Consider the following 25,641-nt stretch of genomic DNA (forward strand, 5'->3'; position numbering starts at 1 on the left):
GCTAACCCTCTGTCCGATGGTTTGAGGCAGCGGCCAAGCGCTGCATAATAGACTGAATTTTACGGGCGTAATCCGGATCGGTTGCATAGCCCGCGCTTTGCAATTGCGCTGCGAATTCGGCGCCGTTACTACCAGCGTTTAGCGCCTTTTGGTAGCGGGGCTTGCGCAGCAAGTCCACATAATCGGAAAAGCTTTCAAACAGCGAGTTATAACGACGAAAATCGGCTTGAGTTGTGTACTTTTCGCCCTGCTGATATTCATCGGTCACAGCGGATACGGTATCGCCTTGCCAACGGCTTCCCGCTTTGATATTGAACAGATTATTACTACTTTGGCCGTTGCCATCGCGCAACACGTATTTCCCCCACCCCGTTTCCAAGGCCGCTTGCGCCATTAAGGCATCGGCATTGACGCCCAGGGTATTTGCCGCCCATTCGGCATAGGGTTTGATTGAATCAATAAACGCCTGGGTACTGTCTTGGTCTTGCGCTTTCACCACGGTAGGCGAACCGTTCACTTCGCTCGTGCGGCGAAGGTTGGCGGTTATGTCTTCAGCCGGGTTAGCCTCGGTTTGACCATAGTCGCGTTGCATTTGCCGGTAAAGCACATCGGCCAGGCCCATGCCCCGCCCTTTGGTTAATTCCAGTGACAGCTGCTGATCCATCATTTGCTGATAAAACTGACTTTCGGAAGAGTTTAGGAAACTGCCTTCAGAGAAAGTCTCGCTTGCTGCGCGCATACTTTTAAACATTTGTTGCACAAACATCGCTTCAAACTGTTGCGCCACCGCTTTTAGTGCTTGCGGATCATCATCGCGCCCCATTTTGCGCACGGCATTCAGCCCCGCGTTATCGAAAAAGGTATCCTGTGCGGTCTGATTGACCAATGCGCTGCTGATGGTTTTCATTAGATCACCATTAAATCCGCTTTAAGCGCGCCGGATTGTTTCAGGGCCTCGAGTATGGCCATTAAATCTGCCGGTGACGCGCCAACGTTGTTTACGCTTTTAACAATGTCCTCTAAGGTAGCGCCCGGCGCAAACTTAAACATCGGATTGGTTTCTTCTTCAATTTCTACTGATGAATTGGGTGTAACCACTGTATCTGCACCCCGGGTAAAGGGCCCCGGCTGGCTAACTTCGTAATCCTCGGACACCGAAACGGTAAGGCGACCGTGGGTGATGGCTACCGGGGATACACGAACGTGCTGCCCCACCACAATGGTGCCAGTGCGCGAATTAATCACGACTCGTGCGGCCTCCTCGCCCGGTGTTACTTCAATATTTTCCAGCAACGCCAAAAAATCCACCCGCTGTGCGGGATCAACCGGGGCGTTTACTCGCACCGATACGGCGTCCATGGGTTTGGCAACCTCTGGGCCCAGCATGTCATTCACAGCACGGGCCAAGCGATTGGCCGTGGTAAAGTCGGGCTGGTGTAAGTTAAAAACTATGGGCTGGCCGGCCGCGAAATTGTTGGGCACAACTCGCTCGACCAAAGCACCACCGGGAATCCGACCTACACTGGGTACATTCACCGTAATGCTGGAACCGTCGGCACCCTGAGCACCAAAACCACCCACCACCAAGCTCCCCTGTGCCACAGCGTAGGTGTTGCCGTCTACCCCTTTAAGCTCGGACATTAACAAACTACCGCCGCGCAAACTGGTGGCGTTACTAATCGACGACACCGTGATATCCAGTTTTTGTCCCGGTTTAGAAAAAGGTGGCAGTTCGGCCTGAATCATCACAGCTGCGACGTTTTTCATTTGCATGCGTGTACCTTCGGGTATGGTAATACCGAATTGCTTGAGCATGTTGTTGAACGACTGCGTGGTAAATGGGCTTTGGGTGGTTTGGTCCCCGGTTCCGTCCAGCCCGACCACCAGGCCGTAGCCGATAAGCTGGTTACTGCGGACCCCAGCGACCGAAGCAATGTCTTTAATTCGCTCAGCCGTTGCACTAACCGACAAAAGAAATAGACAAAATATGGCAATTAACGTTTTCATGCTGAATCCTTAAAAAGGCCAGTAACCACTGTTAAAGAATTTTGACATCCACCCCATATTCTGGGAGTTGGCCAGTTCTCCAGTGCCGCTATACGAAATTTGCGCATTGGCCAAACGAGTAGAGGCAACGGTGTTTTGTGGTGAGATATCTTCCGGACGCAAAATACCGCTAATGCGGATAAACTCGTCACCTCGATTTAAGGTCATCCACTTTTCGCCCCGTACGATCAGATTTCCATTGGGTAAAACATCCGCAACGGTTACCGCGATACTGCCCGATAAGCTATTGCTTTGATCGGCGCCGGCATCACCGTTGAAGTCACGATCCTGGTTAATATTGGTGTCAAACGGCATGCCGTTTAAGGTGGGCGTGGTACCGAAAATAGTTCCGGCTGGCAAGCTTGTAGAGCTTTCTTTGGTGACATTAACGCCCGAACTTTTACTGGAGGCGGTACGCTCATTCAAGACGATGGTAATAATGTCGCCAATATTTCGGGCCTTAGTATCGGTGAAAAGCGTCATGCTCTGACTGGCCTGATACAGCGAACCATTGGTTTGCGTAGGCTGCTGTACCCGGGTCGATACCGTGGGCGCATAATAGGGGTCGCCCGGCTGCGGTTTGGGCCCGGTGGCACAGCCGCTTAAAACCAGCAATGCGAACACAAAAACGACAAAGCATTTCATGACATTCATCCTAGATTAAAGCGTTTGGGTGATGTACTGCAGCATCTGGTCGGCGGTGGATACGACTTTAGAGTTCAACTCGTAGGCACGCTGGGTGCTGATCATATCCACCATTTCCTGCACGATTTCCACGTTAGAGCTTTCTAACATGCCCTGCTGAATACTACCCATGCCGTTCTCGGCTGGTGCACCAACCAAGGGGTTACCACTGGCGACACTCTCGACAAATAAATTACCGCCTACCGCCTGCAGGCCCGCGGGATTCACAAAGTCAGCCAGTAGGATGTCACCCAGCTGCTGAGGCTCAACTTCACCTTCAACAAATGCGTTAACCACCCCATCTACACTGATGGTGATTTTGCTGGCGTTTTCGGGTACGTTAATAGGTGGATCTAAGAGTAAGCCATCGGCGTTAACCAACTGCCCTTCCCCATTAATTTGCAACTGGCCATTGCGGGTATAAGCCTGGGTACCGTCTGGGCGCAGCACCTGCAAAAAACCGCGACCGTTAATGGCGATATCAAGTGCCTGATCCGTTACTTCCAGGTTACCCTCGGTAAATTGTTTTTGCGTTCCCACAACCCGAACCCCGGTTCCCAGCTGCAAGCCTGAGGGCAGCTCGTTATCCTGATTGGCTTGCGCACCCGGCTGACGCTGGGTTTGATAGAGCAAATCCTCAAAGGTAACGCGATCGCGTTTAAAGCCCACGGTGCCCACATTGGCCAAGTTGTTGGAAATGGTGGTCAGCTGTTTGTCTTGTGCCGTTAAGCCGGTTTTACTAACGTATAGTGCTGCGTGCATGGTATTAACCTCGTTTTAACTTAACGCCTAAGACATCTGCAGCAGGCGTGCTGAGCTTTCAGAATGTTCTTTAACTGTCTGCATTAATTTGACTTGCAATTCATACTGACGGGATAGACTAAGGATTTCAGTGAATGCCTCAACCGTGTTTACGTTGCTGCCCTCAAGTGCACCACTGGTCACTTGTACATTGGCGTCAGCCTCTAAAACCGGAATTTCCGCATGGCGAAATAAACCGTCAGGGGATTTTTCCATCTGCGCAATATTGGGGTTCACCAACTTGATACGATCAATCTCAACCAAATTCTCCGGGCCTTCGCCCTGGGCGACGATAGAGATGGTGCCATCCTTGCCAATAGCGATTTTGCTGCTAGGCGGTACAGCGATAGGGCCATTGTTGCCATACACCAGTAGACCATTGCCGGTGCGCATCAGACCATTGGCATCCAGTTGCAAATCCCCTGCACGGGTATAGGCTTCGCCCCCTTCGGGACTTTGCACGGCAATAAAGCCGTCACCGTTTATGGCAACATCCAGATCACGCCCTGTCTGCTGGACTCGTCCCGGGGCAAAATCAGTAGCGGGCGATTCGGTTAGCGCATAGGCGCGTGTGGGTTGACCGTCGCCGTAATAAACCCCCATAGATCGAGCCTGAGCAAAATCGGCGCGAAACCCCGTGGTGTTTACATTGGCCATGTTGTTGGCGTGATTCGCCTGAGCCTTCATATTGTGCTTGGCTCCGGTCATCGCGATGTAGAGGGCTTTGTCCATTTCCGACTCCGCTGGTTTTTTGTCACTTTCGCCTTGTAGGGCGGTTATTGACTGTTATAGCAATCGCTATGCCAAACAACAAAAAACTCAAAAAGTCGTAATTTTTCTATATATTTCAAGCAAATAGAAAAAAGAAAGGGAGTAGATAAGAAGCTTAGGGGGAATAAGATTAAGAAAGCGGCAAAGAGCTTCCGCCCTTTGCCGCCACCATAATTAACGCAAATTGATAATGGTTTGTGTGGTCTGGTTGGCCGTTTCTATCGTTTTAGCGCTGGCCTGGAAATTTCGCTGAGCGATAATCAGGTTAACCAGCTGCGATGACAAATCCACATTTGATTCTTCTAGTGCACCTGAGTTGATACTGCCTAAAGAAGCAGATCCCGGAGCACCAATTACCGCTTCACCTGTATCGGCGCTCTGTGCCCACATCGTGTCACCCACTGGTTTGAGGGCCTCGACATTAGCAAAGTTCGCCAGCGCCACCTGCCCTAGCACCTGCGCCTCTCCATTGGTAAAGCGGGCGAAGATTATACCTGAATCATTAACATCTAACCCTGACAAGCGACCGGTGGTATAGCCATCTTGATCTAACTGTTCTACCGCAAATTCGGCGCCAAACTGGGTGGAACCCGCTAAATCGATTAAAAAGTTCGAGCTGGAAGGCGGCTCAGCTACCGGGGTGCTACCACCCTGCAAAACCGGCAAAGGCCCCAAAGCGCCGATCTCATTACCCTGTTCATCGCGTGGCGTCCAGTTAGAGATCAACATAGTATCAGTCAGCGACTCGTTTAATGTTCCATCTTGATTAAAATGAACATTGAACGCCGCCTGTGTCGGCAAGGTGTTCTCCGGCGGCGGCAGGGTCGGATCCGGGTCGCCCACCTCCTGTCCATCCACCTGAACGTACATCACCCAATGGTTTGGCGAAGTCGATGGGTTATTAGGATCATAGGGTTGCTTTACAAAATATTGGGTCATCACATGAGGATTACCCATACTGTCAAAAATAGTGTTGGATGTAGCGTGGTTATAAGTCGCTTGGTCCTCGGGATCAAATTGATTGACCGGGACTTCGGTAAAAGAGGCGGGCCCTAGCGGTGCGAACAAGTTGCCCACAGCGGGAGTGGCGCTGGCAACTTCATAGCCTTCGTCCATTAAAATAGATATTTGGCCACCCACTACTATAGATTGAGACGCATCGCCCATTGCGGGATCAGTGTTCAAATCTAATGTTTGATTTGAACCGGCAGTATTACTGCCTAACACTGTAATAAAACCACTCGAACCGCCATCGGCAAAGCTAAAATTTAAGTCTGTACCAACCGACGAGGTTAGCACTAGATTATCCTGGTTGGTTCCAGGATCCGTTACGACTTCGGCTGATATTCCAGGCAAGGTCGACGTGGTTAGGTTATTAATTTCATCAGCCAAAGCGTTAATATCACTGGAGGTTAAAACAACTCCATTAAGCTGAAGAGTCTGACTTGAATTGTCTAACGTTAAACCGTCAATTGTTGCAGTCGTTGTAGCGGTCGCAGACACCCCTGGCAATGCATTTAGCTCTGAAGCCGTTTGCGCTGCCGATGCGCCTTGCTCTGAGTTATAGGTTACTTCTGTACCTTCAGGGTTACTAATAACGAGCTGCTGAGGAGCGTAACCGTTGTCTTGCGCAGGCTCGCCCTGCTCTTCCACAGTAAACTGCGACGGATCAAAATTAGTTCCGTCAATATCCACCGAGGGCCCTGCGGGAGGAGTTGTTGAAGTCTCAGCGATATCAAAGTTACTATCAACCCCCTCAGTCCCATCTTGTATTTTTATCACACCGCCATCCAGAGTGGCTACAGCATTAATATTTCCCGCGAGAATTTGATTATTGATTTCTTGAACCAACTCATCTGGTGATGAGAAGTCATCATCGATGTCAATGTCTACGCTCCGCTCATCATCCTCTCCCGGATTTCGAGTTAGAGAAAATTGCGCTGTGACTGACCGAGTCTCCCCCACAGCAAGTCCTGCTAATGCACCAGTATTAACGCCAGTATCTATAATAGTAGTAGTTGGCTCTCTCAAGCCTTTCAGCGACTCTCCAACCGCCAAACCGTCAGTAGAGAAAGACTGCCCCACCGTTTCCAGCACCTGCTGGTTAGCATTCACATTAATCGACGCCGATACATCGGTGGTTTGACGAGGCGCTTGGGTACTAACATCTACCTGTAAATCTGACAGTATACCACTGACATTACCATCTTCGTCGGCGGTATAACCTTGCAGGTTATAGCCAGTATTGGTCACAACATAGCCATCCTGATCTAACCCAAAGGCTCCAGCGCGAGTAAAAAGTTGATCGCCTCCGTCATCCACCACAAAAAAGCCGCCACCATTAACTGCCAAGTCAAGCTGGTTATCGGTAAAGTTTAAATTGCCCTGGCCAAACTGCTGCCGGATATTTTGCACGCCGACCCCCGAACCAGGCGTATTAGAGCCGCTACCGAGCAACGAGCTTGCATACACATCGCCAAATTCAACTCGCGAGGTTTTAAAACCTGTGGTGCTGGCGTTAGCGATGTTATTACCGGTAACTTCTAAGTCAGTGTTGGCGGCCCGAATGCCGCTTAGCGCTGTATTGAATGACATGGTTTTTGTTCTCCTATACTAGGAACACCACAGGTTTAGTTAAATTGCGTTACCTTGCCGATATCGACCGCGCCGACACCCGCCAGATTAAGAATAATTTCGCCATTCGTGCCCAAAGTTACGCTGTTCACATTGGCGCTTAACGATGTTTCAAGCTGCTCGGTTTTACCGTCAACATTAGCATTGACCTCAAAACGGTAATCACCCGGGCCAGCGGGCTCCTCCCCCATAGTCCAGTCCAGCAGCTCGCCATTCACTTCCATATATTGGCCATCCCAGCGGAATACCAGCTCACCGGCTGGCTGCGATCCTAAAGGCACCTGACCGACTAAAGAACCACCTTCGTTGTAAATACTGATACGCATATCCGAGGTGGACTGCTCAAGATCCACTGAGCCCGCGACGATTCCCTCAGGCATTAACATGGTGGAATCAGTGGGAACGGATACAGAAGTCCCCACCAAACTTGAGGCCTGTAACGCCTGATTGGACATAAAGCTACCGCTAAACGTCTCAAACTGAGTATTCAGTTTTTCCAGTCCCTCAACCGAACTAAATTGCGCCAGCTGGGCAATAAACTCAGTGTTATCTTGCGGGCTTAACGGATCCTGGTTATTCATCTGTGTAATCATTAATTCCAGGAAGGCGGACTGGCCCAACTCGTTGCTTTTGGTTTCGGGCTCTTTCTCGCGAATACTTAAATTACTGAGAATATTGGCGGCAGCGCTGCCTTCGTTATTTACCTGGGTGGTCATGGCTCGCTCCTTACTGGCCCATGGTCAGCACGCGCTGGGCCATTTGTCGGGCGGCGTTCATCACTTCAACATTCACCTGAAACGAGCGCGATGCCGACATCATGTTGGTCATTTCTTCCACTACGTTGACATTGGGGTAGAACACATAGCCCTCTTCATCGGCCAGCGGGTGATTGGGCTCGTAACGCTGCTCGTAAGGAGCGTCGCTTTCAACTACCCCCATTACTTGTACCCCGGCACTGGCGCGCTGATCGGCGCCATCAATCGCCAGGCCCTCACCCATTGCATCGCGGGCCATGGCCGCAAACACCGGCTGGCGCGAACGATACACCTCTCCGGCATTGGTGGCGGCAGACTGGGCATTGGCCATGTTGCTTGCGGTAGTGTTTAAGCGCAGGGTCTGAGCGTTCATCCCCGAGCCGGCAACATCAAATATATTGGCGAGTGACATTAGCGTTCCCCTTGTTACTGACCGGTCAGAGCTTTGCTCAGACCTTTAAACTTTTTGTTTAACATGGTGAAGCTGGCCTGAAAGTCCAGCGCATTTTTCATAAATTCGGCGTGCTCTACCTGATCCTCGACGGTGTTGCCGTCAATGGATGGCTGGTGAGGCGTGCGGTACAGAAGTCCGTCGCCCAGCGAGGAATCCCCTTGGCCCTGAATATGGCGGCTGGAGGTCTTTGCCATGGCGAAGCCACTGTTACCGCTTTGAGCCTGAAGGGCGGCGTTAAAATCAAAATCGCGCGCTTTAAATCCCGGGGTGTCGCTGTTGGCGAGGTTATTGGCTAAAACCTCGGCGCGGCGCGCCCGCAATGCCAAAGCGGGTTCGTGTATTCCCAGTGCGTCGTTAAATGAAATTGCCATTGTCTAACCCGGTTGCCGTTTTAACTCTTGGGTTAGACAAAGCACAAGCCGTGCCAGAGAACCAAAAACCCTATAAACCATTGTTTTTAATAGCATTAAAAAAGGAAAGAAAAGTTGGCGCAAGCCGTACAGAGAGGCAAAAACAAAAAAGCGGCAAAGCATTTCCGCTTTGCCGCTGCGCTTTCAAGGGGATTGATTAGATAGCGCGGTAGTAGATGCCGGGTTCGCAGCGGACCATTTCAAATAAATTAGCCGCCGGCCCCAGGCCTTCGGACGACCCCAGAAACAAAGCCCCGCCGGGCTTGAGGGTGCCGTGGATCTTTTGCAGAATTTTAAGCTTTAGCTCGGCATTAAAATAAATCAGCACATTGCGACAAAACACCACATCAAACCGCCCCAGTGATGCGTAGGAATCCAACAGGTTTAACGCGCGAAATTCAATACGCTCGCGCAGGTTGGGCTTAACCCGCCAACGCTCTTGACTTAGAGACTCGAAAAATTGGTCGCGCCGCTCGGGGGATAAGCCGCGTACCACCGACAACCGATCGTATTCGCCCCGCCGGGCTTGTTCGAGCACAATGGAGGAAAGGTCGGTGGCGATAATATTCACCGGGCGGCTCAACGCTCCCATCGCTCTGCGCTTATACTCCTCAACGGCCATACTCAATGAGTATGGCTCCTGGCCCGAGGAACAGGCCGCCGACCACACCCGGACGGGACCGTACATGCGGTTTTCCGATGCCATTAGCTCGGGTAACAACCTGTTTTTCAGGTGCTCAAAGGGATAGGTATCGCGAAACCAGAAGGTTTCATTGGTGGTCATCACGTCTATCACCTGATCGCGCAAACGGCGATTGGTGTTGCGCTTTAAAGCTGTGATCAACTCACCGAAACTGCTCAAATTATACTCGTCAAGCAAGCGGCGCACCCGATTGGTGACCAAATACTGCTTATTTTCCCCCAGAGCAATACCACAGGCATCGCGCAAAAACTCGCGAAAATGATCGAACTCGGCCTGCTCTAGCTGCTGGTCGCGCCCTGTAGAGTGACTACTCATAGATTTCCTCAGCCGGTTGGTCGTCCGGCGCTTAATACGAGCCCTAACGTCTGCTAATCAACGCTATGTTATTCACTTTCGGACAATAAGTCTTCGCCCGTGATAGCCAATACGCGATCGTTAACCCGCGAAGCCAGTTCGTCAGGGTGGAACTTGGCGAGAAAATCATCGGCGCCGACTTTCTTTACCATGGCCGCATTAAACACGCCACTGAGAGAGGTGTGAAGGACAACATACATATCTTTTAACTTGGGATTGGCCCGCACCTCGGCGGTAAAGGTGTAGCCGTCCATTTCGGGCATTTCGATGTCCGAGATAATCATAATCAGCTCATTAAGTGGATCTTTGCCATCCTCTAACAGCCCTGCCAAATACCCTATCGCCTCGCGGCCATCTTTTTTGATGACGGTGGCGATCCCCATGGACTCGACGACCCTTTGAATTTGCTTGCGGGCTATGGTTGAGTCATCGACAATCAGAACGCGCTTTTTAACCACTCGCTCGCTCAAACCATCTTCGACCACCCCTTCGCTGATAACTTCATTTATCGGTGACACCTCCGCAAGGATTTTTTCCACATCAACGATCTCGACCAACTTGCCGTCAACTTCAGTGACCGCCGTCAGGTAATGCTCTTTGCCGGCGCCCTGCGGCGGCGGATGGATATCGCCCCAGTTCATATTGACGATACGATCGACCCCTTTGACCAAAAAACCCTGCGAGGTGCGGTTGTATTCGGTAATAATCACAAAGCACTCTTCTAGCCCTTCTAAGGGCTTGCGACCAATGGCCTGGTTCATATCCAAAATAGGGATCGTACCGCCGCGAATATGTGCGACGCCGCGCACCACACCGCTGCGACCGGGTATTTCGTTAAGCTTGGGGCATTGCAGGACTTCTTTCACTTTAAAAACGTTAATGCCGTACATCTGCTGCCCTGACAGTCGGAACAGCAGCAACTCTAAACGGTTTTGCCCCACCAGCTGGGTTCTCTGATTCACACTGTCTAAAACACCGGCCATAAAACGCCCCTTATTGAATGCTGATTGAGCAGTGCTGCTCTGTCATTATTTTATTGGCGATGGTTCTACCAAGGCACAATCTTTGCTAAACACAAACTATTAGCGTGTTAACGGCTGAAATTTGACGAAGTTTAGCCCAACACACAATTTATCTATCTGCCCTCTTAGGATAGGACACTATGCCGCAAGTTCGTAATTTTTGCGCCGTTTTATTGTTAAGCGCCGCACTGTGCTGGCCCGCCGCCAACGCGGCTCGGTCAAGCCACGACTTGGGCGAACTAAAGATAAGGGCCGAAGCTTTTTTAAAAGAGCACTATCAACATCACTCCGAGCGGGTCGAAGTGAAGGTGGGAGCACTCGATCGACGCCTTAAGCTGGCCAGCTGCGAACACCCCGTCAGCTTTACTCCGCGCGATACCGGTGATCACGGCGGATCAATCAGTCTGGAAGCGAGATGTAAAGGCACATCCCCCTGGAAAATTTATTTGAGCGGTCAGGTGGACATATATCGTCAAATTATTGTCGCGCGCAACAGCCTACAGAGAGACACCCGTATCACCCAGGCCGACCTTAAGAGTGAATTGATGTCCAGCTCGGGCCTTCGCGCGGGCTACTATACCGATGCCCAACGATTGCTGGGCAAGCAGATCAAACGCCCTGTCGAGGCAGGCGAGCCGCTGCGTCCGGGCTTAGTGGAAGAACCGCTGGCCATCAACCGCGGAGACGTGGTGGTACTGCGCTCGGGCAATGGTGCGATTAGCGTAGCCACCCAGGCCGAAGCCCTGTCCAGCGGCCACGTAGGAGAGCAGATTCGAGTACGAAATTTAGCCTCTGAACGAGTCATTCGGGCCGAAATTGTCGCCGAAGGCCAGGTAGCGGCTAATTTTTGACGCTCAAATGCGAAACAGCGCACAAAAAATTGATCAACAGCCCTAAAGTTATAATGACGACCGCCGATAGCGGATAAGCGAGAGTTGTATTCGCGCTGAAATTTGACATAGGTTCAGGTCGTTATGACCAAGGCAAGTTGGGAAAGATTATGGCTATAGACACCAGTAACACCGTTAAACCGGGCAATCCATTAACCTCGCGCAGCAATGGTAGCGCGGCCGCCTCCGGGCGTTCGGATACCACCGCTCGCGGCAAAGAAAGCGCCACTGGCGCAAGCCCCGACAGCGTCGTTTTAAGCGCCGAGGCACAGACAATGCACAAGCTTGAAAACGCCATCCAGAGTGCCTCGGATATCGACAGCGAAAAAGTAGATGCCATTAAGCAAGCCATTGCCGAAGGCCGCTTTGAAATTAACGCCGAGCGATTGGCCGAGGCCATGCTCGCCCAAGACGAGCTGCTCAATTAATCCGAATCCAGGGGTGCGGCTCCCAACCTGCGCCCTTAGATTCACCACATAACGAGGGAGACCTATGTCCGTCAATCCCACTCTTGTCCAGCAAATGTTGGAGCAGGACACCCATGCCGCTACCGAGCTGCTAAAACTGCTTAACCAGGAATCTGAGATATTAAAACAACGCGATCACGAGGCGTTGCAAACTCTGGTAACCCAGAAATCAGAACATATATCGCTGCTGGAGGCGCACGCCGCCGAACGCAATGCTCTGTTAAAAAGTCTGGACCTCCCGGCCAACAACAACGGTTGGCTGGCTTTTCTGCAAAGTGATCCCCAGCTGGCTTCACTTAAACCCGGGTATGACAGCCTCAACGATACCCTTAGCCAGTGTCGCGAACGCAATGAGATAAACGGCAAATTAATCGGCCGCTCGCAACAAACCCTGCGCAAACTGCTGGACCTGGTCAAAGGTCAATCTCCCAACGCCGACCTGTACACCGCAACGGGCACCACCAGTAAAAGCGGTTTATCTAATACCGTCACCAAAGCCTAGTGTCCTGTACGAGAAGTTCGCGTAATTTCAGAGCGCCGTTGTGGTGCTAGGACAAGGCGCGTGCCGCCGCCAATAGTGGCTCTATTGGCAAGGTGCGCAACACGGTACTAGCGCCACAACGGCGCTCCCGCAGGGCGCGCCCTACAAGGGCTCTGACTGTGTTGCCTACACGGATGTAGGTAAGGCGCGAGAGCAGGATGCGGTAAGCTTTGCGCTTCTTGCAAAGGGCTACGGCCATTCGCTGCGAACCGCGCCTTGCCAGAGCCCTTGTAGGGCACGCTGATAATATGCGAACTTCTCGGACAGGACACTAAACCGTTGTTAGCGAATTGCGGCCCAATCGGCGCTTGGCTTTAAGGGGCAAAATTTTTACAATAGCCGCGCCACTAATCTGTGGCATTGCCCCGGTAGCTCAGCTGGATAGAGCAGCCGCCTCCTAAGCGGCAGGTCGGACGTTCAAATCGTCTCCGGGGCGCCATTTCTATAAGGCGCCTATGAATCTAATACTGCTGTTCCCGCAAGATTTCTCCAATTCCTCTCAGGTTCTCCTGGCCGACCCGCGACGTGTGGAGCATATCACCCGCATTCACAAAGCCGTGGCGGGTGACAGCCTCAAGGTGGGGCTGGCTAACGGCGACGTGGGGCGAGGCGTTATCACTCAGATTTCCGCTGGCCAGGTGTCCATGCGCGTAGAGCTGGACACTCCTCCGCCCGAGGCCAGCAACATTCGCGTTATTCTGGGTCTTCCTCGCCCCCCCATGCTAAAGCGTAGCTTGCAGAATCTCGCCGCTTTGGGAGTTAAAGATATTGTTTTACTGCAAAGCGCGCGGGTGGAAAAAAGTTACTGGCAATCACCGCAGCTCACGGCCGCCAAAATTCAACATGAGCTGGTACTGGGGCTGGAGCAAAGCTGCGACACCCAGCTACCCCAGGTGCGTTTCGCCAAACGTTTTCGCCCGTTTATGGAGGATGAGCTAAACACCTACGCGGGCACGGATGATAAATTGATCGCCCACCCCTACAGCCAAACTTCCTGCCCCTATAACCAAAAGGATCCACTGGTGCTGGCCATAGGCCCCGAAGGAGGTTTTTTAGACAAAGAATTGGACAGTTTCTGCGATCGTGGCTTTGTAGGCGTCACTCTGGGATCTAGAATACTGCGGGTGGAAACGGCGCTCCCCTACTTACTGGGCAGACTGGGGGCTACCTGATAGCCGTTACCCACGTATTTTAACGGGTGGCACTCACTGAGCGCCCCTATCCAGAAAAAACCGAAAAGCATCGGCATTGACCGCTGGGCTGCAGTAATACCCCTGATAGAACTGACAGCCATACTCTTTAAGAATATCCAGCTGTTCTTCGTGCTCTACCCCTTCTGCCACCAACTCCAGATCCAGTAAACGTCCCATGGTAATGATGGTCTCGACCAATACCCGATCACTGCGATCGACCGTAATGTCACCCACAAAGCTTTTGTCAATTTTTAAACTACTCACCGGTAGGCGCTTTAAATAGCTGATCGAAGAGTAGCCGGTGCCGAAATCGTCCAGTGAAAAACTGACCCCATGATTTTGCAGCGCTGTCATTGTTTCAATGGTTTCATCGACGTGTTGAATCACAATACCCTCGGTTACTTCCATATCCAAAGAGTCCGGTGGAAGCTCAAAGCGCGCGAGAGTCGCGACCACATCGTCGGCAAAGCGCTGACGGCGAAATTGCCGCGGACTGATATTAACGCTCAAACGCATGCCAGGGCGCCAAAGGCCCAATTTTCCCCAGCACTCCAATTGCAGGCACGCCTGCTCAATCACCCACTGTCCCACCTGCAGAATTAACCCCGAAGCCTCAAGTACGGGAATAAATTCCATTGGCGATATCGCGCCCTTGTCCGGGTGATGCCATCGCAACAGAGCCTCCGCCCCCACCAGCTCGCCGGTTTGTACGTTCAACTTGGGCTGGTAGTAGAGTTCAAACTGCTCCAACTCAATAGCGTGGTGCAGGTCTCCCTCCATCACCAATTGGCGGCTTACCTTGTTTGCCATTTCCTGGTTGAAGAACTCAATCGCATCGCGACCTTTCTCTTTCACCTGATACATCGCGGTATCGGCATAGCGAAGCAACTCGTGCACACCGTTATCTTTATCGGGATAGATTGCGATTCCCACGCTGCAAGATACCCGCAACTCCATTTCCTGGCAGTGAACCGGGGCGCTGACAAGCTTGCGTATTTTCTCGCTGATCTCTCCCGCGCGAAGGCCCGCCAGCTCGATATCGCGATCAAGCACGGTCAACACCACCACAAACTCATCGCCGCTAAGTCTGGCCACCAGGTCTTCGCGCCTGACCGCACTCTGCAAACGCGCGGCAACTTGCTGTAATACCCGATCGCCCACCGGGTGCCCCAGCGAATCGTTAATATTTTTAAATTTATCCAAATCGATAAATAAAACCGCGCCGTAATAGCCGTGCCGCCGCGCCCGGGTCGCCTCGTGCTCTAGCCGCTCCACTAACTGTAAACGATTGGCAAGCCCCGTTAAGGCGTCGTGATGCGCCATGTGCTCCATCTTGGCCTGGGCTTTTTTACGTTCGGTCACATCCACCGATACTATCAAGCACACCTTTTCGTCGTAGTAATCCAGCGGCATCATGTGTGTTTGCAGAAAACGCTGAGAGCCATCGGCGGCAATAAAGCCCTCTTCTTCAAGGTCTATTTCTTCACCATCACATATCACTCTACGGTCATTGTGTAGCAGCGCATCGACGTCTTGCGTGGAACGGCTTAACAGTTGCTTTACCGGCATTTGATGCATTTGCTCGGCCGAATAGCCCAGGGTATTGGCGAGCATACGGTTGGCAAACAGGTAATATCCATCCAGGTTGCGTGCACCGATCAGTACCGGAAGGCTATCGACGATTTGGCGCAAGTGCTCCTCGCTTTTACGCAGCGCCAATTCAATCGCCCGGCGCTTAGCGAGGGACAGCTCCACCACATCCAGCAACTGATTGACACTACTGATTACGGTGCCCAACTCATCGCCTCGGTGCGATTCCAATGGAGTCAGACGATTCACCCCAGGACGGTCCGGGTCAATGGCGTTGATTTCTTGTGACAGACGCACCAGAGGCTTGGTGAGAATAAAATAAAAGGCTATAAATAAGAAAAGCACCAAAATGAGATTGCGCACGGCACCCACGAGCAAACTGACCTCAGAGCGCTCGTAAAAACTGGCCAGCGCCTGGCCTTTATCCACCGAGAAAACCAGCGAGCCGCTTTGCTCAAACTCTTCAACGCGCAGCGGCGACGTATGAACAAAGCTCTCGCCAGCGATAACGCGGCTAAGCCAGTTATTAGTGTGGGCGATAGGGGTTTGACGTTTGACCTGGGCCAGGGTATCGCCGCGCTCATCTCGAATGGCGACATTGTCGATAGAATCATAAGAGAGCAGACCGCTGGCTACCTCTAGCGCCAACTCTTCGTCAAGGGTGTGTACAGCCCTGGCTGCGGGCGGTGTGGCAACTTCGACCACCTGGTCGATAAGAATATCGAGCTGGCGCGATTGCGCTTTATAATCAATATAGACCTGAAATGAGCTCATGACGAAGCTCACCACAAAGGCTAGCACAATACCGATAACGGCCAACCGAAAAGATATGCCCCCGTAGAATGAAGGCGATTTGTTTCTCATGTGCTGCGCTCTACCGACGTATACTTATATTTGAACCGCCAGGCCGCTCACGACGTCTGATACCGGGCTAAAACGACTTCCGGAACAGTACCTGCATGAGGCGAGCACCCTGCAGCTTATCAATGAGTAGGCACTCATTCCCGAAGTGACAGCGGGAGTATAAACCGACGCGAAAGCCTGAGCTCACCGTTTTTTAGCAACCCGATAAGTGTCGCATACCTCTGCTCGTTCGTCGACTTTTATGCCAACTTAGGCCCGCTGATTGATGTACGCAGCGTATCGACTAAACCTCAACCGCATTAATAAACTGAACGTCTGAGGGTTCCGGGGCAGAATTTATCTGCAATCCGGCAAAATCAAACAACTCGCGATCGGCCAGCTGCGAGGGAGCCACATTGCCAATCGCGGTAAAAATGGTCTCCATGCGTCCCGGATGAGATTTCTCCCAGTCCGCCAGCATTTGCTTGATAACCTGGCGCTGGAGGTTTTCCTGAGAACCGCACAAATTGCAGGGAATGATAGGAAAATCGCGCGCCTGAGCGAAATCAGCCAAGTCTTGTTCTTTGCAGTACGCCAAAGGGCGTATCACCATATTGCGACCATTATCGGCCAAGAGCTTGGGGGGCATAGCCTTAAGTTTGCCGCCATAAAACATGTTTAAAAACAAGGTCTCAATAATATCGTCGCGGTGATGGCCCAGAGCAATTTTGGTTGCACCTATTTCATCGGCAAAACTGTAAAGGGTGCCACGGCGCAAGCGCGAGCAAAGGCCGCAGGTGGTTTTGCCTTCGGGAATCACCTCTTTGACAATACTGTAGGTGTCTTTTTCCACGATATGGTAAGGCACACCCACGGACTCGAGATACTGAGGCAGCACATGTTCGGGAAATCCCGGCTGCTTTTGATCCATATTGACCGCAACCAGCTCAAAGTTAACCGGCGCAGTCTTCTGCAACCCCAGCAAAATATCCAGCATCCCATAAGAGTCTTTGCCGCCTGACAGACACACCATGACCCGATCGCCCTCTTCGATCATCTGGTAATCGGCTATCGCCGAACCAACCTGGCGACGCAAGCGCTTTTGCAGCTTGTTAAACTCCAGACGCTGTTTACGGCTCGCGGCATCGGCATTTTGTGCGGTCATGAATCAACCCTGTGGTAATTTGTGGGGGCGCCATTGTACGGATTTTGCCCAGAAGATGGAATTACTCTTGCCGCCCAGCGGAAAGGCATTGCCGCCCTCGTGAAATGCAGGGCAAGATAAAACTCCCGCAGCCCTCATTACGTCACCAAGTTATGCTCTGGCATAGGGATTGCTCTGGCAGTAACAACGCTACCCTTACCAACGACCGGAGCCGAAGTTATGTCGCTGCTGAGCCGCCTGTTCAACAAACCCAAGAACACTGTTGCCCCCCCGGCTTCTGCCACCTTTTACACCGCGCCAAGCCCGGCCCCCGAAGTCATCGCCCTGCTGTCTCATTGGGCTGTTAAGCGCCAACTGCTGAGTGCACGCATCGCGGGAGGTACCGAGGACTTTATGACCATGGTACTGGCCGTCGATCCGGCCCGGGGATTAGTCTGGCTGGACGAGCTCAACCCTGCAACGGCGCTTCTTGGCGAGTCAGACACCCTGATACTGAGCGATCAGGTCCACGGTGAGATCCTGAGCCTGGAGCTGCCCTTTGTCGCAAGCAAAAGCTTTCAGCGAGAAGCGCTGGCCTGCCTCTTACCCAGCCAAATACAGTCCCGTCCCCGCCGTCAATGGATGCGCTTCGGCGCACCGGTAACCCCCGAACACATGATTGTGAGAGCGCTTGGAGAAGCCGCGCAAACCGCCCAGTTAATCAACCTGTCCGCCGGTGGCGCACGTCTCGCGCTGCGCGGAAACTTTCTATCGCAACTGCAAGTGGACAGTTTCTTGCCCGTTTGCGAGTTTCGTCTGGGGGAAAAACTCTGGCGGATGTCTGCTACAGTAAAATCAGCGCGTTTGGCACGCGCGAGCTATCGACAGACTCAAGTAAGTGTTGAATTTGCCGATATCAGCCAAACCGACAAGCGGGCGATAGATCAACATCTGCAACGTTTACACCGGCTACAGCGATTAAGCGCGCAGCCCCAAGCTGCCTGATTTAAGTTTAAGGAATAAAAGAGCATGCGCAATAATGGCCCCGTGACGCAAAAAGAAGTACCGGTAAAACCGGGGGAAGAAATTGTCTCGGCAACCGATTTAAACAGTAAGATCACCTTTTGCAACCCGACTTTTGTCGCCATCAGCGGCTTTGAAGAAAAAGAACTGATCGGACAGCCCCATAACATTCTGCGCCACCCGGATATGCCTAGCGAGACCTTTGGCATGCTCTGGGGGGCCATAAAACAGGGTAAGCCCTGGATGGGTGTGGTTAAAAACCGCTGTAAAAATGGCGACCATTACTGGGTCGACGCCTACGTGACTCCGGTAGGCGAAAACGGCCGTACAACCGGGTACGAATCGGTACGGGTACAAGCCGAACGAGCCCTGGTGCAACGCGCAGAGCAAGCCTACGCACGCCTGCTCAAGGGCCAATCTTATTGCCCCCCGCTGAAAAAGCTTTGGCAGACTGTTCAAGTGGGAGCCTGCAGTGCAGTGGTTGCCATGCTTGTACTTGTTCTGGTGTCTTTGGCCACTCAACAAATTCACGGGTGGAGTATCGGCATTATTGCAGCGCTGCTGGGTATTGGCGCTCATGTGGGCGTCCAGTTACTGTTAAAAGCTCCCTTACAACGCGCCCGCGAAACCCATCACGATCCCGCCGCCGCCTATATTTACACCGGCCGCAGCGACATTATTGGTGAAATCCTATTGGCGAATCTAGCCCAAAAAGCGCGCTTGCGAACCGCCCTGGGACGCTTTGAGGCTTCCGCCTCGGATCTCGCGCAGCACGCCCAAACAGCCCAGCTGCAAGCACAGAACAGCTTTGAGCGCATCAACGAGCAGCATCAGCAAACCACCAGTGTCGCGCACTCCATGGCGCAAATGAGCATTGCGGTTCAAGAGGTCGCGGCGGGCGCAACCAAAACCTCATCGGCTACCCGCGATGCGCTCAGTCAAGTCGAAGAAGGTCAAAAGGTCATCGGCGATGCCGGTACCGCCGTTTCCGACTTATCGGTTACGGTGCAGGGCTTAAGTGAGGTGTTAAACCGCCTAATCGAGCGCAGCGCCAATATCAGCTCGGTGGTCGATGTCATTAAAGGGATCGCCGAGCAAACCAACCTACTTGCCCTTAACGCCGCCATTGAGGCCGCGCGCGCCGGTGAACAAGGTCGCGGTTTTGCCGTAGTGGCCGATGAGGTACGAACCCTGGCGCAGCGTACCCAACAATCGACCGAAGACATTCACAACATGATTGCCGAGCTGACCCAAACCACCAGCCTCGCCGATGAGAAGATGCAAATCTGTCAGACCCATGTAAGCCGCAGCGACAGCGAAATGGAAAAAGTGATCAGCGCCTTGGCGGGTATCACCTCTGCGGTAGAGGTCATTGATCAAATGTCTCATCAGATTGCCGCCGCAGCCGAAGAACAATCGGCCACGGCCAATGATATTGATCAAAATACTCAGGCAATCACCAGCAGTGCCGATGCGGCGCAGCGGGAAATCAGTGAAGCCAACCGGCTTAATAAAGAAATGTCAACGCTGTCAGACAACCAGTTTGAACTGGTGAAGCGTTTTCAATAGCAACTGTTGTGCGTTAATTTGGGCACACACCAATACGCTGGTGCCCCTCCAAGGGCGCCCGGGTTGCGACTGGACAAATCACCTCAAACCCCTTAGCGTTGCGCTTTTTAACCGGCCCTCGCTATGTCTATGTCCACCGAACAACTGCTGCAACAAGATCGCACTCACGTCTGGCACCCCTACTCGTCTTTACTATCGCCCACACCCACCTACCCGGTTTCACGTGCCGAAGGGGTCAGGTTATATCTGCACGACGGACGTACCTTAATCGACGGCATGTCATCCTGGTGGAGCGTCTTACACGGTTACAACCACCCGCGTTTAAACGCGGCGCTGGCCAGGCAAAGCCAGGCCATGAGCCATGTCATGTTTGGCGGCCTGACCCACGAACCGGCCATTGAGCTGTGCACAACCCTGGCCCGACTGTCGCCACCTGGGCTGGATAAAGTGTTTTTATCGGATTCCGGATCGGTGAGTGTCGAGGTGGCCATGAAAATGGCGCTGCAGTACTGGCACTCGCAAGGCAAGCCACAAAAGCACCGCTTTATCGCCTTAAAAAATGGCTACCACGGCGACACCTTCGGGGCGATGAGCGTCTGCGATCCGGTCACCGGTATGCATCATTTATTCGCCGACAACCTGATGCAGCAGTACTTTGCCGAGCGCCCCACCAGCCGCTTTGGCGAGCCTCTCGCGGCGCAGGACCTGAACAGCATCGAGCAACTGATCAGCCAAAACAGCGATGTCGCCGCCGTGATTCTAGAACCCATCGTGCAGGGCGCAGGTGGTATGTGGATGTACAGCGCCGAGTATCTGAAAGCCGTGCGCGAGCTGTGCGACCGGCACGATGTGTTACTGATTGCCGATGAAATTGCCACAGGGTTTGGTCGCACCGGCAAGCTGTTCGCCTGCGAGCACGCCGACATTAGCCCGGACATTCTGTGTCTGGGCAAAACCCTGACCGGCGGCTATATGACCCTCGCCGCCACCTTGTGCAACGCCAAAGTCAGCGACGGCATTTGCCGGGGCGAGGCGGGTGTATTTATGCACGGGCCCACCTTTATGGGCAACCCGCTGGCCTGCGCAGTCGCCAACGAAAGCATTGCTTTGCTGCAAGAAAACGACTGGCAGGGCCAAATTAAGGCCATTGAGGCTCAGTTAACCCACGAACTGGCCCCCTGCCGGGATTTACCACAGGTAGAGGATGTGCGGGTACTGGGGGGAATTGGTGTCGTGCAACTGCGCCAAGCGCCGCCTATGGAGGTCATTCAGCCGGCGCTAGTGGATCAGGGAATTTGGGTGCGCCCCTTCGGCAAGCTGGTGTATATCATGCCGCCCTATTGCATTAACAAGGCGGACTTACGCTCACTGACCCAGGGGATTTACAAGGTGGTCAGCCACCTCAGCTCATAGGTTTTAAACCCACTGCACGGCGCACTTTTTCCAGCAAAGGTGCGCTGTGTTCACGCGCTTTTACGGCACCGGCTTGCAGGATCTCTTCGATGTCGGCCGGACGTTCCATCAGCTCAAAGTACTTCTCGCGGGACTCGCCAATTTGGCCGTTAATAAGCTCAAACAATTCGCGCTTGGCTTCGCCCCAGGCAATACCGTCGGCAAACTTTTGGCGCATCTCGCTCACTTGCTCATCACTGGCGAAGGCTTCCCAAATCTGAAACACCGTCGAGGTATCCGGGTCTTTCGCCTCGCCCGGCTCGAGCAAATTGGTTTTAATTTTGTTGATGTGCTTTTTCAGCTTTTTCTCGGGCAAAAACAAGGGAATGGTGTTGTTATAACTTTTGCTCATCTTGCGGCCATCCAGGCCGTTTAAGGTGGCCACCTTGTCGTCCACCACCGCCTCGGGCAACACAAAATGGTCGCCATAGTGGTGGTTAAAACGCGCGGCAATATCCCGAGCCATTTCAATATGCTGGATTTGGTCGCGCCCTACCGGAACTTTATTGGCGTTAAACATGAGTATATCCGCCGCCATTAGCACTGGGTAATTATAAAGTCCCATGGTAATGCCGTAGTCTGGGTCTTCACCGGCCTCTTCGTTGGCCGCCACCGCCGCTTTGTAGGCGTGAGCGCGGTTCATCAAACCCTTGGCGGCCATACAGGTTAAAAACCAGCACAGCTCGGGAATTTCGGGCACATCGGACTGACGATAGAAAACGGCCTTTTCGGTGTTTAACCCCAAAGCGAGCCAAGTGGCAGCTATTTCACGGCGCGACTGTTCTACCCGCTCGGCGTCGTGGCATTTAATCAGTGCGTGGTAATCGGCCAAAAAGTAAAAGGATTCAAAGGCGGGATCTTCACTGGCGGCAATGGCCGGACGGATAGCGCCCACGTAATTGCCCAAATGCGGGGTACCCGTGGTGGTGATACCGGTCAGTACGCGTTGCTTACTCATGCTGCTCTCTATTTGATTGGTAAAAACGGCGCCTATAATACAGCCCCAAACGGCGGTTGTGTAGCAAGCTGCTTTATAACTCGGCCATAGTCGGGGCCCAGGCGATTCCAGGAAAAGCAGGAGACATCCGGGGGCGCGGGCCAGCGCCCCTCGTTAAAGCGCGTTAAATGCTGCGCCAGGGCCACAGCCAAGTTCCTGGCGTCAGCCTCGCAATCGCCACTCACTGGATAGCACCCATCGCCAAAGTACTCGGGATAAACTTGACGCTCGGGCAGCACCGGGATACAACCCGAGGCTACCGCCTCGAGCACGGCAAGACCCTGAAAATCGTGATCGGCGGTGGATACCACCAGATCGCAACGACGCAACAGCTGGCGATACTGCTCGGCCGATTCCACATACCCCCACTGGCCCAGGCCATCTGCAGCGGTTAACAAATCGCGTATCTGGGTAAAAACCGGGGGAACTTGGCGAAAGCGCTGCCCCACCAGGTGCAATACAAAAGGTAGCTTGCCATTATGTTCGCGGCATATGATCTGCAGGGCGCGGTAAAGCAACTCGGGGTTTTTATCGTACTCCCAGCGATGGTTCCAAACCAACTGGAGTTTAGCCTGCCTGGCCTTTTCCGGCCTGCGAAACCACTCGCTCTCTATGGGCACAGGCAAAACCACCGATTTTTGCTGCAACTTTTCAACAATACCGGGCGGAACCAGATCGGGCAGTTTTTTAAGCAAAGCTTCCGCACCCGCCATAAAACTGCAGCGATTGTAGTCTGAGTTAAACGCTAAGGTATCGGCGCACAGCGCGCTGTAAAGGCTGACGATTTGCGGTTCGACGGAGTGAGATTGGTGCTTACTTTGAGGGTAAGCGAACTGGTTTTCGTGAAAGTACAACAGCGTTGGCAACTGACTGAGCGCCGGCACCATACCCCGCAGGCTGGACAAATCCACCATTGAGGTGGCAACCAGACAGTCGTAACCATCGGCCAGTGCCTGGGCGTGAAGACCGGCAAAGCTCAGGCTGTTGCCGCGTATGCGCCAACTAAAATAGCGCGGCGGCAAGGCAATGTGGGTAAAGTCGATGGCAGGCAAGTGTCGGCTTAAACCCTGCCGCCAACGTTTATGGCTGTCGGCGTCATAGCCCGACAGCAACAGCACTTTCACTATTGCGTCTCAAACCGTCCCGGCGCCTGGGGGCGGGCAAAATAAGCCTGAATGACACGGGCCAAGGCAAAAGCGTCATCGCTGCCGGCCAGCTCGCGAGTTGAATGCATGGCAAATGTGGGGACACCCACATCGATGGTTTTAACCCCCACCTCGGCCGAGGTGATGGGACCGATGGTACTGCCACACTCCATATCGGTGCGCGAGACAAAACTTTGCACCGACACACCGACTTGCGCACACAGCATTTTAAACAACCCACTGGTTTCGCTGGTGGTGGCGTAGCGCTGATTGGCGTTAATTTTAATCACCGGCCCAGCGTTCAGCACGGGGCCGTGTTCGGCGTCGTGCTTTTGCACAAAGTTAGGGTGCACCGCGTGTGCATTGTCCGCCGAAATCATCATAGAGGCGTCGAGCGTGCGCAATCGCGCGCTGACATCGGGCTGCAAGCGCTGTAGAAATTGCTCCAGCATGGGCCCTTTGGCTCCACAAGCCGAAGCACTGCCAATCTCTTCGTGATCCGTACACACCAATAGACAGCTCTGAGCGTCATCGGCGCGTTTGATCGCATCCAACCCCACATAACAGCTGAGTAGGTTATCCAAGCGCGCACTGGCGACAAACTCGCCTTTCAGCCCCATTTGCGCCGGTTTTTGGGTGTCGTACAAAGACAGCTCAAAATCGAGAATTTCCCGCACCTCAAGCCCCGGATGCTCCGCCTGCAGCTGCGCCATTAACAGGGCCGAAAAGGTAAACTCGTCGGGGTTTTCATCGGCCAGCATCAAAATAGGCCGGATGTCCGTTTGCGGATTAATACTGCGATTGCGGTTGGCTTCTCGGTCTAAGTGAATGGCCAAGCTGGGCACTACAGCAATAGGTGCGCGAAAGTCGATTAAGCGACTTGCGGGCGAGCCCGAGGCCGACCGAAAAGTCACCCTTCCGGCCAGCGAAAGGTCGCGATCGAACCAAGTTGATAGCAATACGCCGCCATAGGTTTCAACCCCCAGTTGGTAGTAGCCCGCACTGGTGACCTTGGCATTGGGTTTCACTTTAAGACAGGGGCTGTCTGTGTGCGCGCCCAACATCCGAATGCCGCTTTCGGCCAAAGGGGCTCGGCCGTGTATAAATGCAATCAGCGAAGAGCCATTGCGAATAACGAAGTAGCGCCCGCCCGGCTCAAGCTGCCAGTGATCCGCCTCGTCGATTTCGCGAAATCCCGCGTCGCTTAACTGCCGGGCCATTTCCCGAGTGGCATGAAACGGGGTGGGCGATGTGGCGATAAAATCAATCAACCCGCTATTAAAGGTTGCGTTGCTGGGCTCTGTCATAATGTATCTCAGTGGGTATTTATTCGGCCATGAAAGTTGTCGGGTCGGTGCGCTCCGTAAAAACCGGGGTTCTCACGCCGCTCCGACCGTTTTCGAGACTAAGAGGAGCGAATACGTTCGCGCTTTTTCCAGGAAACCTTATCGCGAATATACATTGGCTGGACCTCGAGCACGTCAATAGCGTCACCGGTCAGCCACTGCTGCTCGGCCAACGCCAGTACCGATGTTGCCCGGAGGTTCGCATCGGGCTGCGCCTCGTGTCCGGAGTTCGCCAAGGGCGCTAGCGACCACCCTGCCCCAACACCAACCACCGTAATTTGCTGCTCATCCAGCCAGCGCACAACATCCTCGGGCGACGAGGCCGCAGGCGCTTTATATTCGCTGATCTCACCTTGAACAACGCGGTATACCGCCCAATAAGTCTCTCCCATCCGGGCATCCAGCGCCGGCAGCAGCCATTCGACTTCGGGGGTTTGATTCAGTTGCTGCCAGGCCAGCGCTTCGAGAGTTGAGACCGCAATTACGGGTAAATCCGCCGCAAACGCCAGCCCCTGAATAACGCCCATACCAATTCGCAAGCCGGTAAAAGAACCGGGACCCGCGGCAATGGCCAGGGCATCCAAATCTTTGAGGCTTATCTGCGCCTGTTCCAGCACTTCATCAATCATGGGCAAAGCGCGCTGGGTGTGGCTTTGCGCCGCAAGTTCGTAACTCTGCCATTGCTGATCCCCGACAGATAACGCTACCGAACAGGCCTCTCCTGAGGTATCCAAGGCAAGAATAGCGGTCATGGGTTCTCTCCACGGCAAAAGCTCTATTTTGACAGATCGTGCAGCAACCACCAAG

At 53.2% G+C, this 25,641-nt stretch carries 25 protein-coding genes and 1 tRNA gene; 9 read left to right on the forward strand and 17 right to left on the reverse strand.

The annotated features are described in order from the left end of the window. Nucleotide 1: 1 nt before the first annotated feature. From flgJ to flgB, 9 genes are all read right to left on the reverse strand, one after another. Nucleotides 2-907 (reverse strand): flagellar assembly peptidoglycan hydrolase FlgJ, encoded by a 906-nt coding sequence (gene flgJ / locus M6D89_RS04885; RefSeq protein ID WP_253966902.1) that lies wholly within the window; start codon nt 905-907, stop codon nt 2-4. Then, nucleotides 907-2,007 carry a flagellar basal body P-ring protein FlgI gene (locus M6D89_RS04890; protein ID WP_253966903.1) on the reverse strand — a complete coding sequence of 367 codons (1,101 nt, stop codon included), beginning with the start codon at nt 2,005-2,007 and terminating at the stop codon, nt 907-909. Before M6D89_RS04890 ends, flgJ begins: the two co-directional genes overlap by 1 nt. Nucleotides 2,008-2,016: 9 nt before the next feature. Then, complete coding sequence (gene flgH / locus M6D89_RS04895; protein ID WP_253966904.1) at nt 2,017-2,700, reverse strand: flagellar basal body L-ring protein FlgH; 684 nt, start codon at nt 2,698-2,700, stop codon at nt 2,017-2,019. A 6-nt stretch (nt 2,701-2,706) separates the two neighbouring features. Then, entirely contained in the window at nt 2,707-3,492 is a 786-nt protein-coding gene (flgG, locus tag M6D89_RS04900; RefSeq protein ID WP_253966905.1) for a flagellar basal-body rod protein FlgG, read from the reverse strand. Nucleotides 3,493-3,519: 27 nt separating this feature from the next. Continuing rightward, nucleotides 3,520-4,263, reverse strand: coding sequence for a flagellar basal-body rod protein FlgF (gene flgF, locus M6D89_RS04905; protein WP_253966906.1), 744 nt, complete (start codon nt 4,261-4,263; stop codon nt 3,520-3,522). Nucleotides 4,264-4,476: 213 nt separating this feature from the next. Further along, nucleotides 4,477-6,897 (reverse strand): flagellar hook-basal body complex protein, encoded by a 2,421-nt coding sequence (locus M6D89_RS04910; RefSeq protein WP_253966907.1) that lies wholly within the window; start codon nt 6,895-6,897, stop codon nt 4,477-4,479. A 35-nt stretch (nt 6,898-6,932) separates the two neighbouring features. After that, nucleotides 6,933-7,652: a flagellar hook assembly protein FlgD gene (locus tag M6D89_RS04915; protein ID WP_253966908.1), complete on the reverse strand. Its 720-nt coding sequence runs from the start codon at nt 7,650-7,652 to the stop codon at nt 6,933-6,935. 10 nt (nt 7,653-7,662) lie between these two features. Continuing rightward, on the reverse strand, nt 7,663-8,103 hold the full coding sequence (gene flgC, locus M6D89_RS04920; protein WP_253966909.1) for a flagellar basal body rod protein FlgC: 441 nt from the start codon (nt 8,101-8,103) through the stop codon (nt 7,663-7,665). 14 nt (nt 8,104-8,117) lie between these two features. Next, complete coding sequence (flgB, locus tag M6D89_RS04925) at nt 8,118-8,516, reverse strand: flagellar basal body rod protein FlgB (protein ID WP_253966910.1); 399 nt, start codon at nt 8,514-8,516, stop codon at nt 8,118-8,120. Between flgB and M6D89_RS04930 the strand changes: the two genes are divergently transcribed. After that, on the forward strand, nt 8,504-8,716 hold the full coding sequence (locus M6D89_RS04930; RefSeq protein ID WP_253966911.1) for a hypothetical protein: 213 nt from the start codon (nt 8,504-8,506) through the stop codon (nt 8,714-8,716). The genes flgB and M6D89_RS04930 overlap by 13 nt on opposite strands. On the opposite strand, the gene M6D89_RS04935 is transcribed toward M6D89_RS04930, so the two are convergent. Further along, nucleotides 8,713-9,573 carry a CheR family methyltransferase gene (locus tag M6D89_RS04935; RefSeq protein WP_253966912.1) on the reverse strand — a complete coding sequence of 287 codons (861 nt, stop codon included), beginning with the start codon at nt 9,571-9,573 and terminating at the stop codon, nt 8,713-8,715. The two genes, M6D89_RS04930 and M6D89_RS04935, sit on opposite strands and share 4 nt — an antisense overlap. Before the next feature lie 68 nt (nt 9,574-9,641). Further along, nucleotides 9,642-10,595: a chemotaxis protein CheV gene (locus tag M6D89_RS04940; protein WP_253966913.1), complete on the reverse strand. Its 954-nt coding sequence runs from the start codon at nt 10,593-10,595 to the stop codon at nt 9,642-9,644. A gap of 179 nt (nt 10,596-10,774) precedes the next feature. Here M6D89_RS04940 and flgA point away from each other — a divergent pair, with 179 nt between their 5' ends. The 5 genes from flgA (at nt 10,775) to M6D89_RS04965 (ending at nt 13,704) form a co-directional block, all read left to right on the forward strand. Continuing rightward, nucleotides 10,775-11,485, forward strand: coding sequence for a flagellar basal body P-ring formation chaperone FlgA (gene flgA / locus M6D89_RS04945; protein ID WP_253966914.1), 711 nt, complete (start codon nt 10,775-10,777; stop codon nt 11,483-11,485). A gap of 149 nt (nt 11,486-11,634) precedes the next feature. After that, nucleotides 11,635-11,952 (forward strand): flagellar biosynthesis anti-sigma factor FlgM, encoded by a 318-nt coding sequence (flgM, locus tag M6D89_RS04950; RefSeq protein ID WP_253966915.1) that lies wholly within the window; start codon nt 11,635-11,637, stop codon nt 11,950-11,952. A 64-nt stretch (nt 11,953-12,016) separates the two neighbouring features. Further along, entirely contained in the window at nt 12,017-12,493 is a 477-nt protein-coding gene (locus M6D89_RS04955) for a flagella synthesis protein FlgN (RefSeq protein WP_253966916.1), read from the forward strand. A 401-nt stretch (nt 12,494-12,894) separates the two neighbouring features. Further along, nucleotides 12,895-12,971 (forward strand) — tRNA-Arg (locus M6D89_RS04960). 16 nt (nt 12,972-12,987) lie between these two features. Continuing rightward, nucleotides 12,988-13,704 carry a 16S rRNA (uracil(1498)-N(3))-methyltransferase gene (locus tag M6D89_RS04965; RefSeq protein ID WP_253966917.1) on the forward strand — a complete coding sequence of 239 codons (717 nt, stop codon included), beginning with the start codon at nt 12,988-12,990 and terminating at the stop codon, nt 13,702-13,704. Nucleotides 13,705-13,737: 33 nt separating this feature from the next. On the opposite strand, the gene M6D89_RS04970 is transcribed toward M6D89_RS04965, so the two are convergent. Both M6D89_RS04970 and ttcA read right to left on the reverse strand, forming a co-directional pair. Next, a complete protein-coding gene (locus M6D89_RS04970) occupies nt 13,738-16,179 on the reverse strand; it encodes a putative bifunctional diguanylate cyclase/phosphodiesterase (protein ID WP_253966918.1) in 2,442 nt (813 codons plus the stop codon). A gap of 283 nt (nt 16,180-16,462) precedes the next feature. Beyond that, nucleotides 16,463-17,323, reverse strand: coding sequence for a tRNA 2-thiocytidine(32) synthetase TtcA (gene ttcA / locus M6D89_RS04975; protein WP_253966919.1), 861 nt, complete (start codon nt 17,321-17,323; stop codon nt 16,463-16,465). A 219-nt stretch (nt 17,324-17,542) separates the two neighbouring features. On the opposite strand from ttcA, the gene M6D89_RS04980 reads away from it, so the two are divergent. From M6D89_RS04980 to bioA, 3 genes are all read left to right on the forward strand, one after another. After that, nucleotides 17,543-18,307: a flagellar brake protein gene (locus M6D89_RS04980; protein ID WP_253966920.1), complete on the forward strand. Its 765-nt coding sequence runs from the start codon at nt 17,543-17,545 to the stop codon at nt 18,305-18,307. A gap of 24 nt (nt 18,308-18,331) precedes the next feature. Further along, nucleotides 18,332-19,894 (forward strand): methyl-accepting chemotaxis protein, encoded by a 1,563-nt coding sequence (locus M6D89_RS04985; RefSeq protein WP_253966921.1) that lies wholly within the window; start codon nt 18,332-18,334, stop codon nt 19,892-19,894. Nucleotides 19,895-20,023: 129 nt separating this feature from the next. Then, nucleotides 20,024-21,307 carry an adenosylmethionine--8-amino-7-oxononanoate transaminase gene (gene bioA / locus M6D89_RS04990; RefSeq protein ID WP_253967702.1) on the forward strand — a complete coding sequence of 428 codons (1,284 nt, stop codon included), beginning with the start codon at nt 20,024-20,026 and terminating at the stop codon, nt 21,305-21,307. Here the strand turns inward: bioA and M6D89_RS04995 are convergent. From M6D89_RS04995 to tsaB, 4 genes are all read right to left on the reverse strand, one after another. Further along, the gene (locus tag M6D89_RS04995) at nt 21,297-22,304 is read right to left on the reverse strand and encodes a tryptophan--tRNA ligase (protein ID WP_253966922.1); all 1,008 of its coding nucleotides are present in this window, start codon (nt 22,302-22,304) and stop codon (nt 21,297-21,299) included. The genes bioA and M6D89_RS04995 overlap by 11 nt on opposite strands. A gap of 32 nt (nt 22,305-22,336) precedes the next feature. Then, on the reverse strand, nt 22,337-23,467 hold the full coding sequence (locus M6D89_RS05000; protein ID WP_253966923.1) for a tRNA-queuosine alpha-mannosyltransferase domain-containing protein: 1,131 nt from the start codon (nt 23,465-23,467) through the stop codon (nt 22,337-22,339). Then, nucleotides 23,467-24,795, reverse strand: coding sequence for a M18 family aminopeptidase (locus M6D89_RS05005; protein WP_253966924.1), 1,329 nt, complete (start codon nt 24,793-24,795; stop codon nt 23,467-23,469). Before M6D89_RS05005 ends, M6D89_RS05000 begins: the two co-directional genes overlap by 1 nt. 98 nt (nt 24,796-24,893) lie before the next feature. Further along, the gene (gene tsaB, locus M6D89_RS05010) at nt 24,894-25,586 is read right to left on the reverse strand and encodes a tRNA (adenosine(37)-N6)-threonylcarbamoyltransferase complex dimerization subunit type 1 TsaB (protein ID WP_253966925.1); all 693 of its coding nucleotides are present in this window, start codon (nt 25,584-25,586) and stop codon (nt 24,894-24,896) included. Nucleotides 25,587-25,641 lie beyond the last annotated feature (55 nt).

Source organism: Gilvimarinus xylanilyticus (assembly GCF_024195295.1).
GTDB lineage: Bacteria > Pseudomonadota > Gammaproteobacteria > Pseudomonadales > Cellvibrionaceae > Gilvimarinus > Gilvimarinus xylanilyticus.

What these genes read in the sequence shown, in the direction of transcription:
- M6D89_RS04910 (WP_253966907.1), bottom strand. Translation starts at nt 6,897, where the DNA reads ATGTCATTCAATACAGCGCTAAGCGGCATTCGGGCCGCCAACACTGAC.
- M6D89_RS04930 (WP_253966911.1), top strand. Translation starts at nt 8,504, where the DNA reads ATGAAATTGCCATTGTCTAACCCGGTTGCCGTTTTAACTCTTGGGTTA.
- M6D89_RS04985 (WP_253966921.1), top strand. Translation starts at nt 18,332, where the DNA reads ATGCGCAATAATGGCCCCGTGACGCAAAAAGAAGTACCGGTAAAACCG.
- bioA (WP_253967702.1), top strand. Translation starts at nt 20,024, where the DNA reads ATGTCCACCGAACAACTGCTGCAACAAGATCGCACTCACGTCTGGCAC.
- flgJ (WP_253966902.1), bottom strand. Translation starts at nt 907, where the DNA reads ATGAAAACCATCAGCAGCGCATTGGTCAATCAGACCGCACAGGATACC.
- M6D89_RS04890 (WP_253966903.1), bottom strand. Translation starts at nt 2,007, where the DNA reads ATGAAAACGTTAATTGCCATATTTTGTCTATTTCTTTTGTCGGTTAGT.
- ttcA (WP_253966919.1), bottom strand. Translation starts at nt 17,323, where the DNA reads ATGACCGCACAAAATGCCGATGCCGCGAGCCGTAAACAGCGTCTGGAG.
- M6D89_RS04935 (WP_253966912.1), bottom strand. Translation starts at nt 9,573, where the DNA reads ATGAGTAGTCACTCTACAGGGCGCGACCAGCAGCTAGAGCAGGCCGAG.
- M6D89_RS04965 (WP_253966917.1), top strand. Translation starts at nt 12,988, where the DNA reads ATGAATCTAATACTGCTGTTCCCGCAAGATTTCTCCAATTCCTCTCAG.
- M6D89_RS04995 (WP_253966922.1), bottom strand. Translation starts at nt 22,304, where the DNA reads ATGAGTAAGCAACGCGTACTGACCGGTATCACCACCACGGGTACCCCG.
- flgA (WP_253966914.1), top strand. Translation starts at nt 10,775, where the DNA reads ATGCCGCAAGTTCGTAATTTTTGCGCCGTTTTATTGTTAAGCGCCGCA.
- M6D89_RS04970 (WP_253966918.1), bottom strand. Translation starts at nt 16,179, where the DNA reads ATGAGAAACAAATCGCCTTCATTCTACGGGGGCATATCTTTTCGGTTG.
- tsaB (WP_253966925.1), bottom strand. Translation starts at nt 25,586, where the DNA reads ATGACCGCTATTCTTGCCTTGGATACCTCAGGAGAGGCCTGTTCGGTA.
- M6D89_RS04915 (WP_253966908.1), bottom strand. Translation starts at nt 7,652, where the DNA reads ATGACCACCCAGGTAAATAACGAAGGCAGCGCTGCCGCCAATATTCTC.
- flgH (WP_253966904.1), bottom strand. Translation starts at nt 2,700, where the DNA reads ATGAATGTCATGAAATGCTTTGTCGTTTTTGTGTTCGCATTGCTGGTT.
- flgC (WP_253966909.1), bottom strand. Translation starts at nt 8,103, where the DNA reads ATGTCACTCGCCAATATATTTGATGTTGCCGGCTCGGGGATGAACGCT.
- M6D89_RS04980 (WP_253966920.1), top strand. Translation starts at nt 17,543, where the DNA reads ATGTCGCTGCTGAGCCGCCTGTTCAACAAACCCAAGAACACTGTTGCC.
- M6D89_RS04940 (WP_253966913.1), bottom strand. Translation starts at nt 10,595, where the DNA reads ATGGCCGGTGTTTTAGACAGTGTGAATCAGAGAACCCAGCTGGTGGGG.
- flgM (WP_253966915.1), top strand. Translation starts at nt 11,635, where the DNA reads ATGGCTATAGACACCAGTAACACCGTTAAACCGGGCAATCCATTAACC.
- flgF (WP_253966906.1), bottom strand. Translation starts at nt 4,263, where the DNA reads ATGGACAAAGCCCTCTACATCGCGATGACCGGAGCCAAGCACAATATG.
- M6D89_RS05005 (WP_253966924.1), bottom strand. Translation starts at nt 24,795, where the DNA reads ATGACAGAGCCCAGCAACGCAACCTTTAATAGCGGGTTGATTGATTTT.
- flgG (WP_253966905.1), bottom strand. Translation starts at nt 3,492, where the DNA reads ATGCACGCAGCACTATACGTTAGTAAAACCGGCTTAACGGCACAAGAC.
- M6D89_RS04955 (WP_253966916.1), top strand. Translation starts at nt 12,017, where the DNA reads ATGTCCGTCAATCCCACTCTTGTCCAGCAAATGTTGGAGCAGGACACC.
- flgB (WP_253966910.1), bottom strand. Translation starts at nt 8,516, where the DNA reads ATGGCAATTTCATTTAACGACGCACTGGGAATACACGAACCCGCTTTG.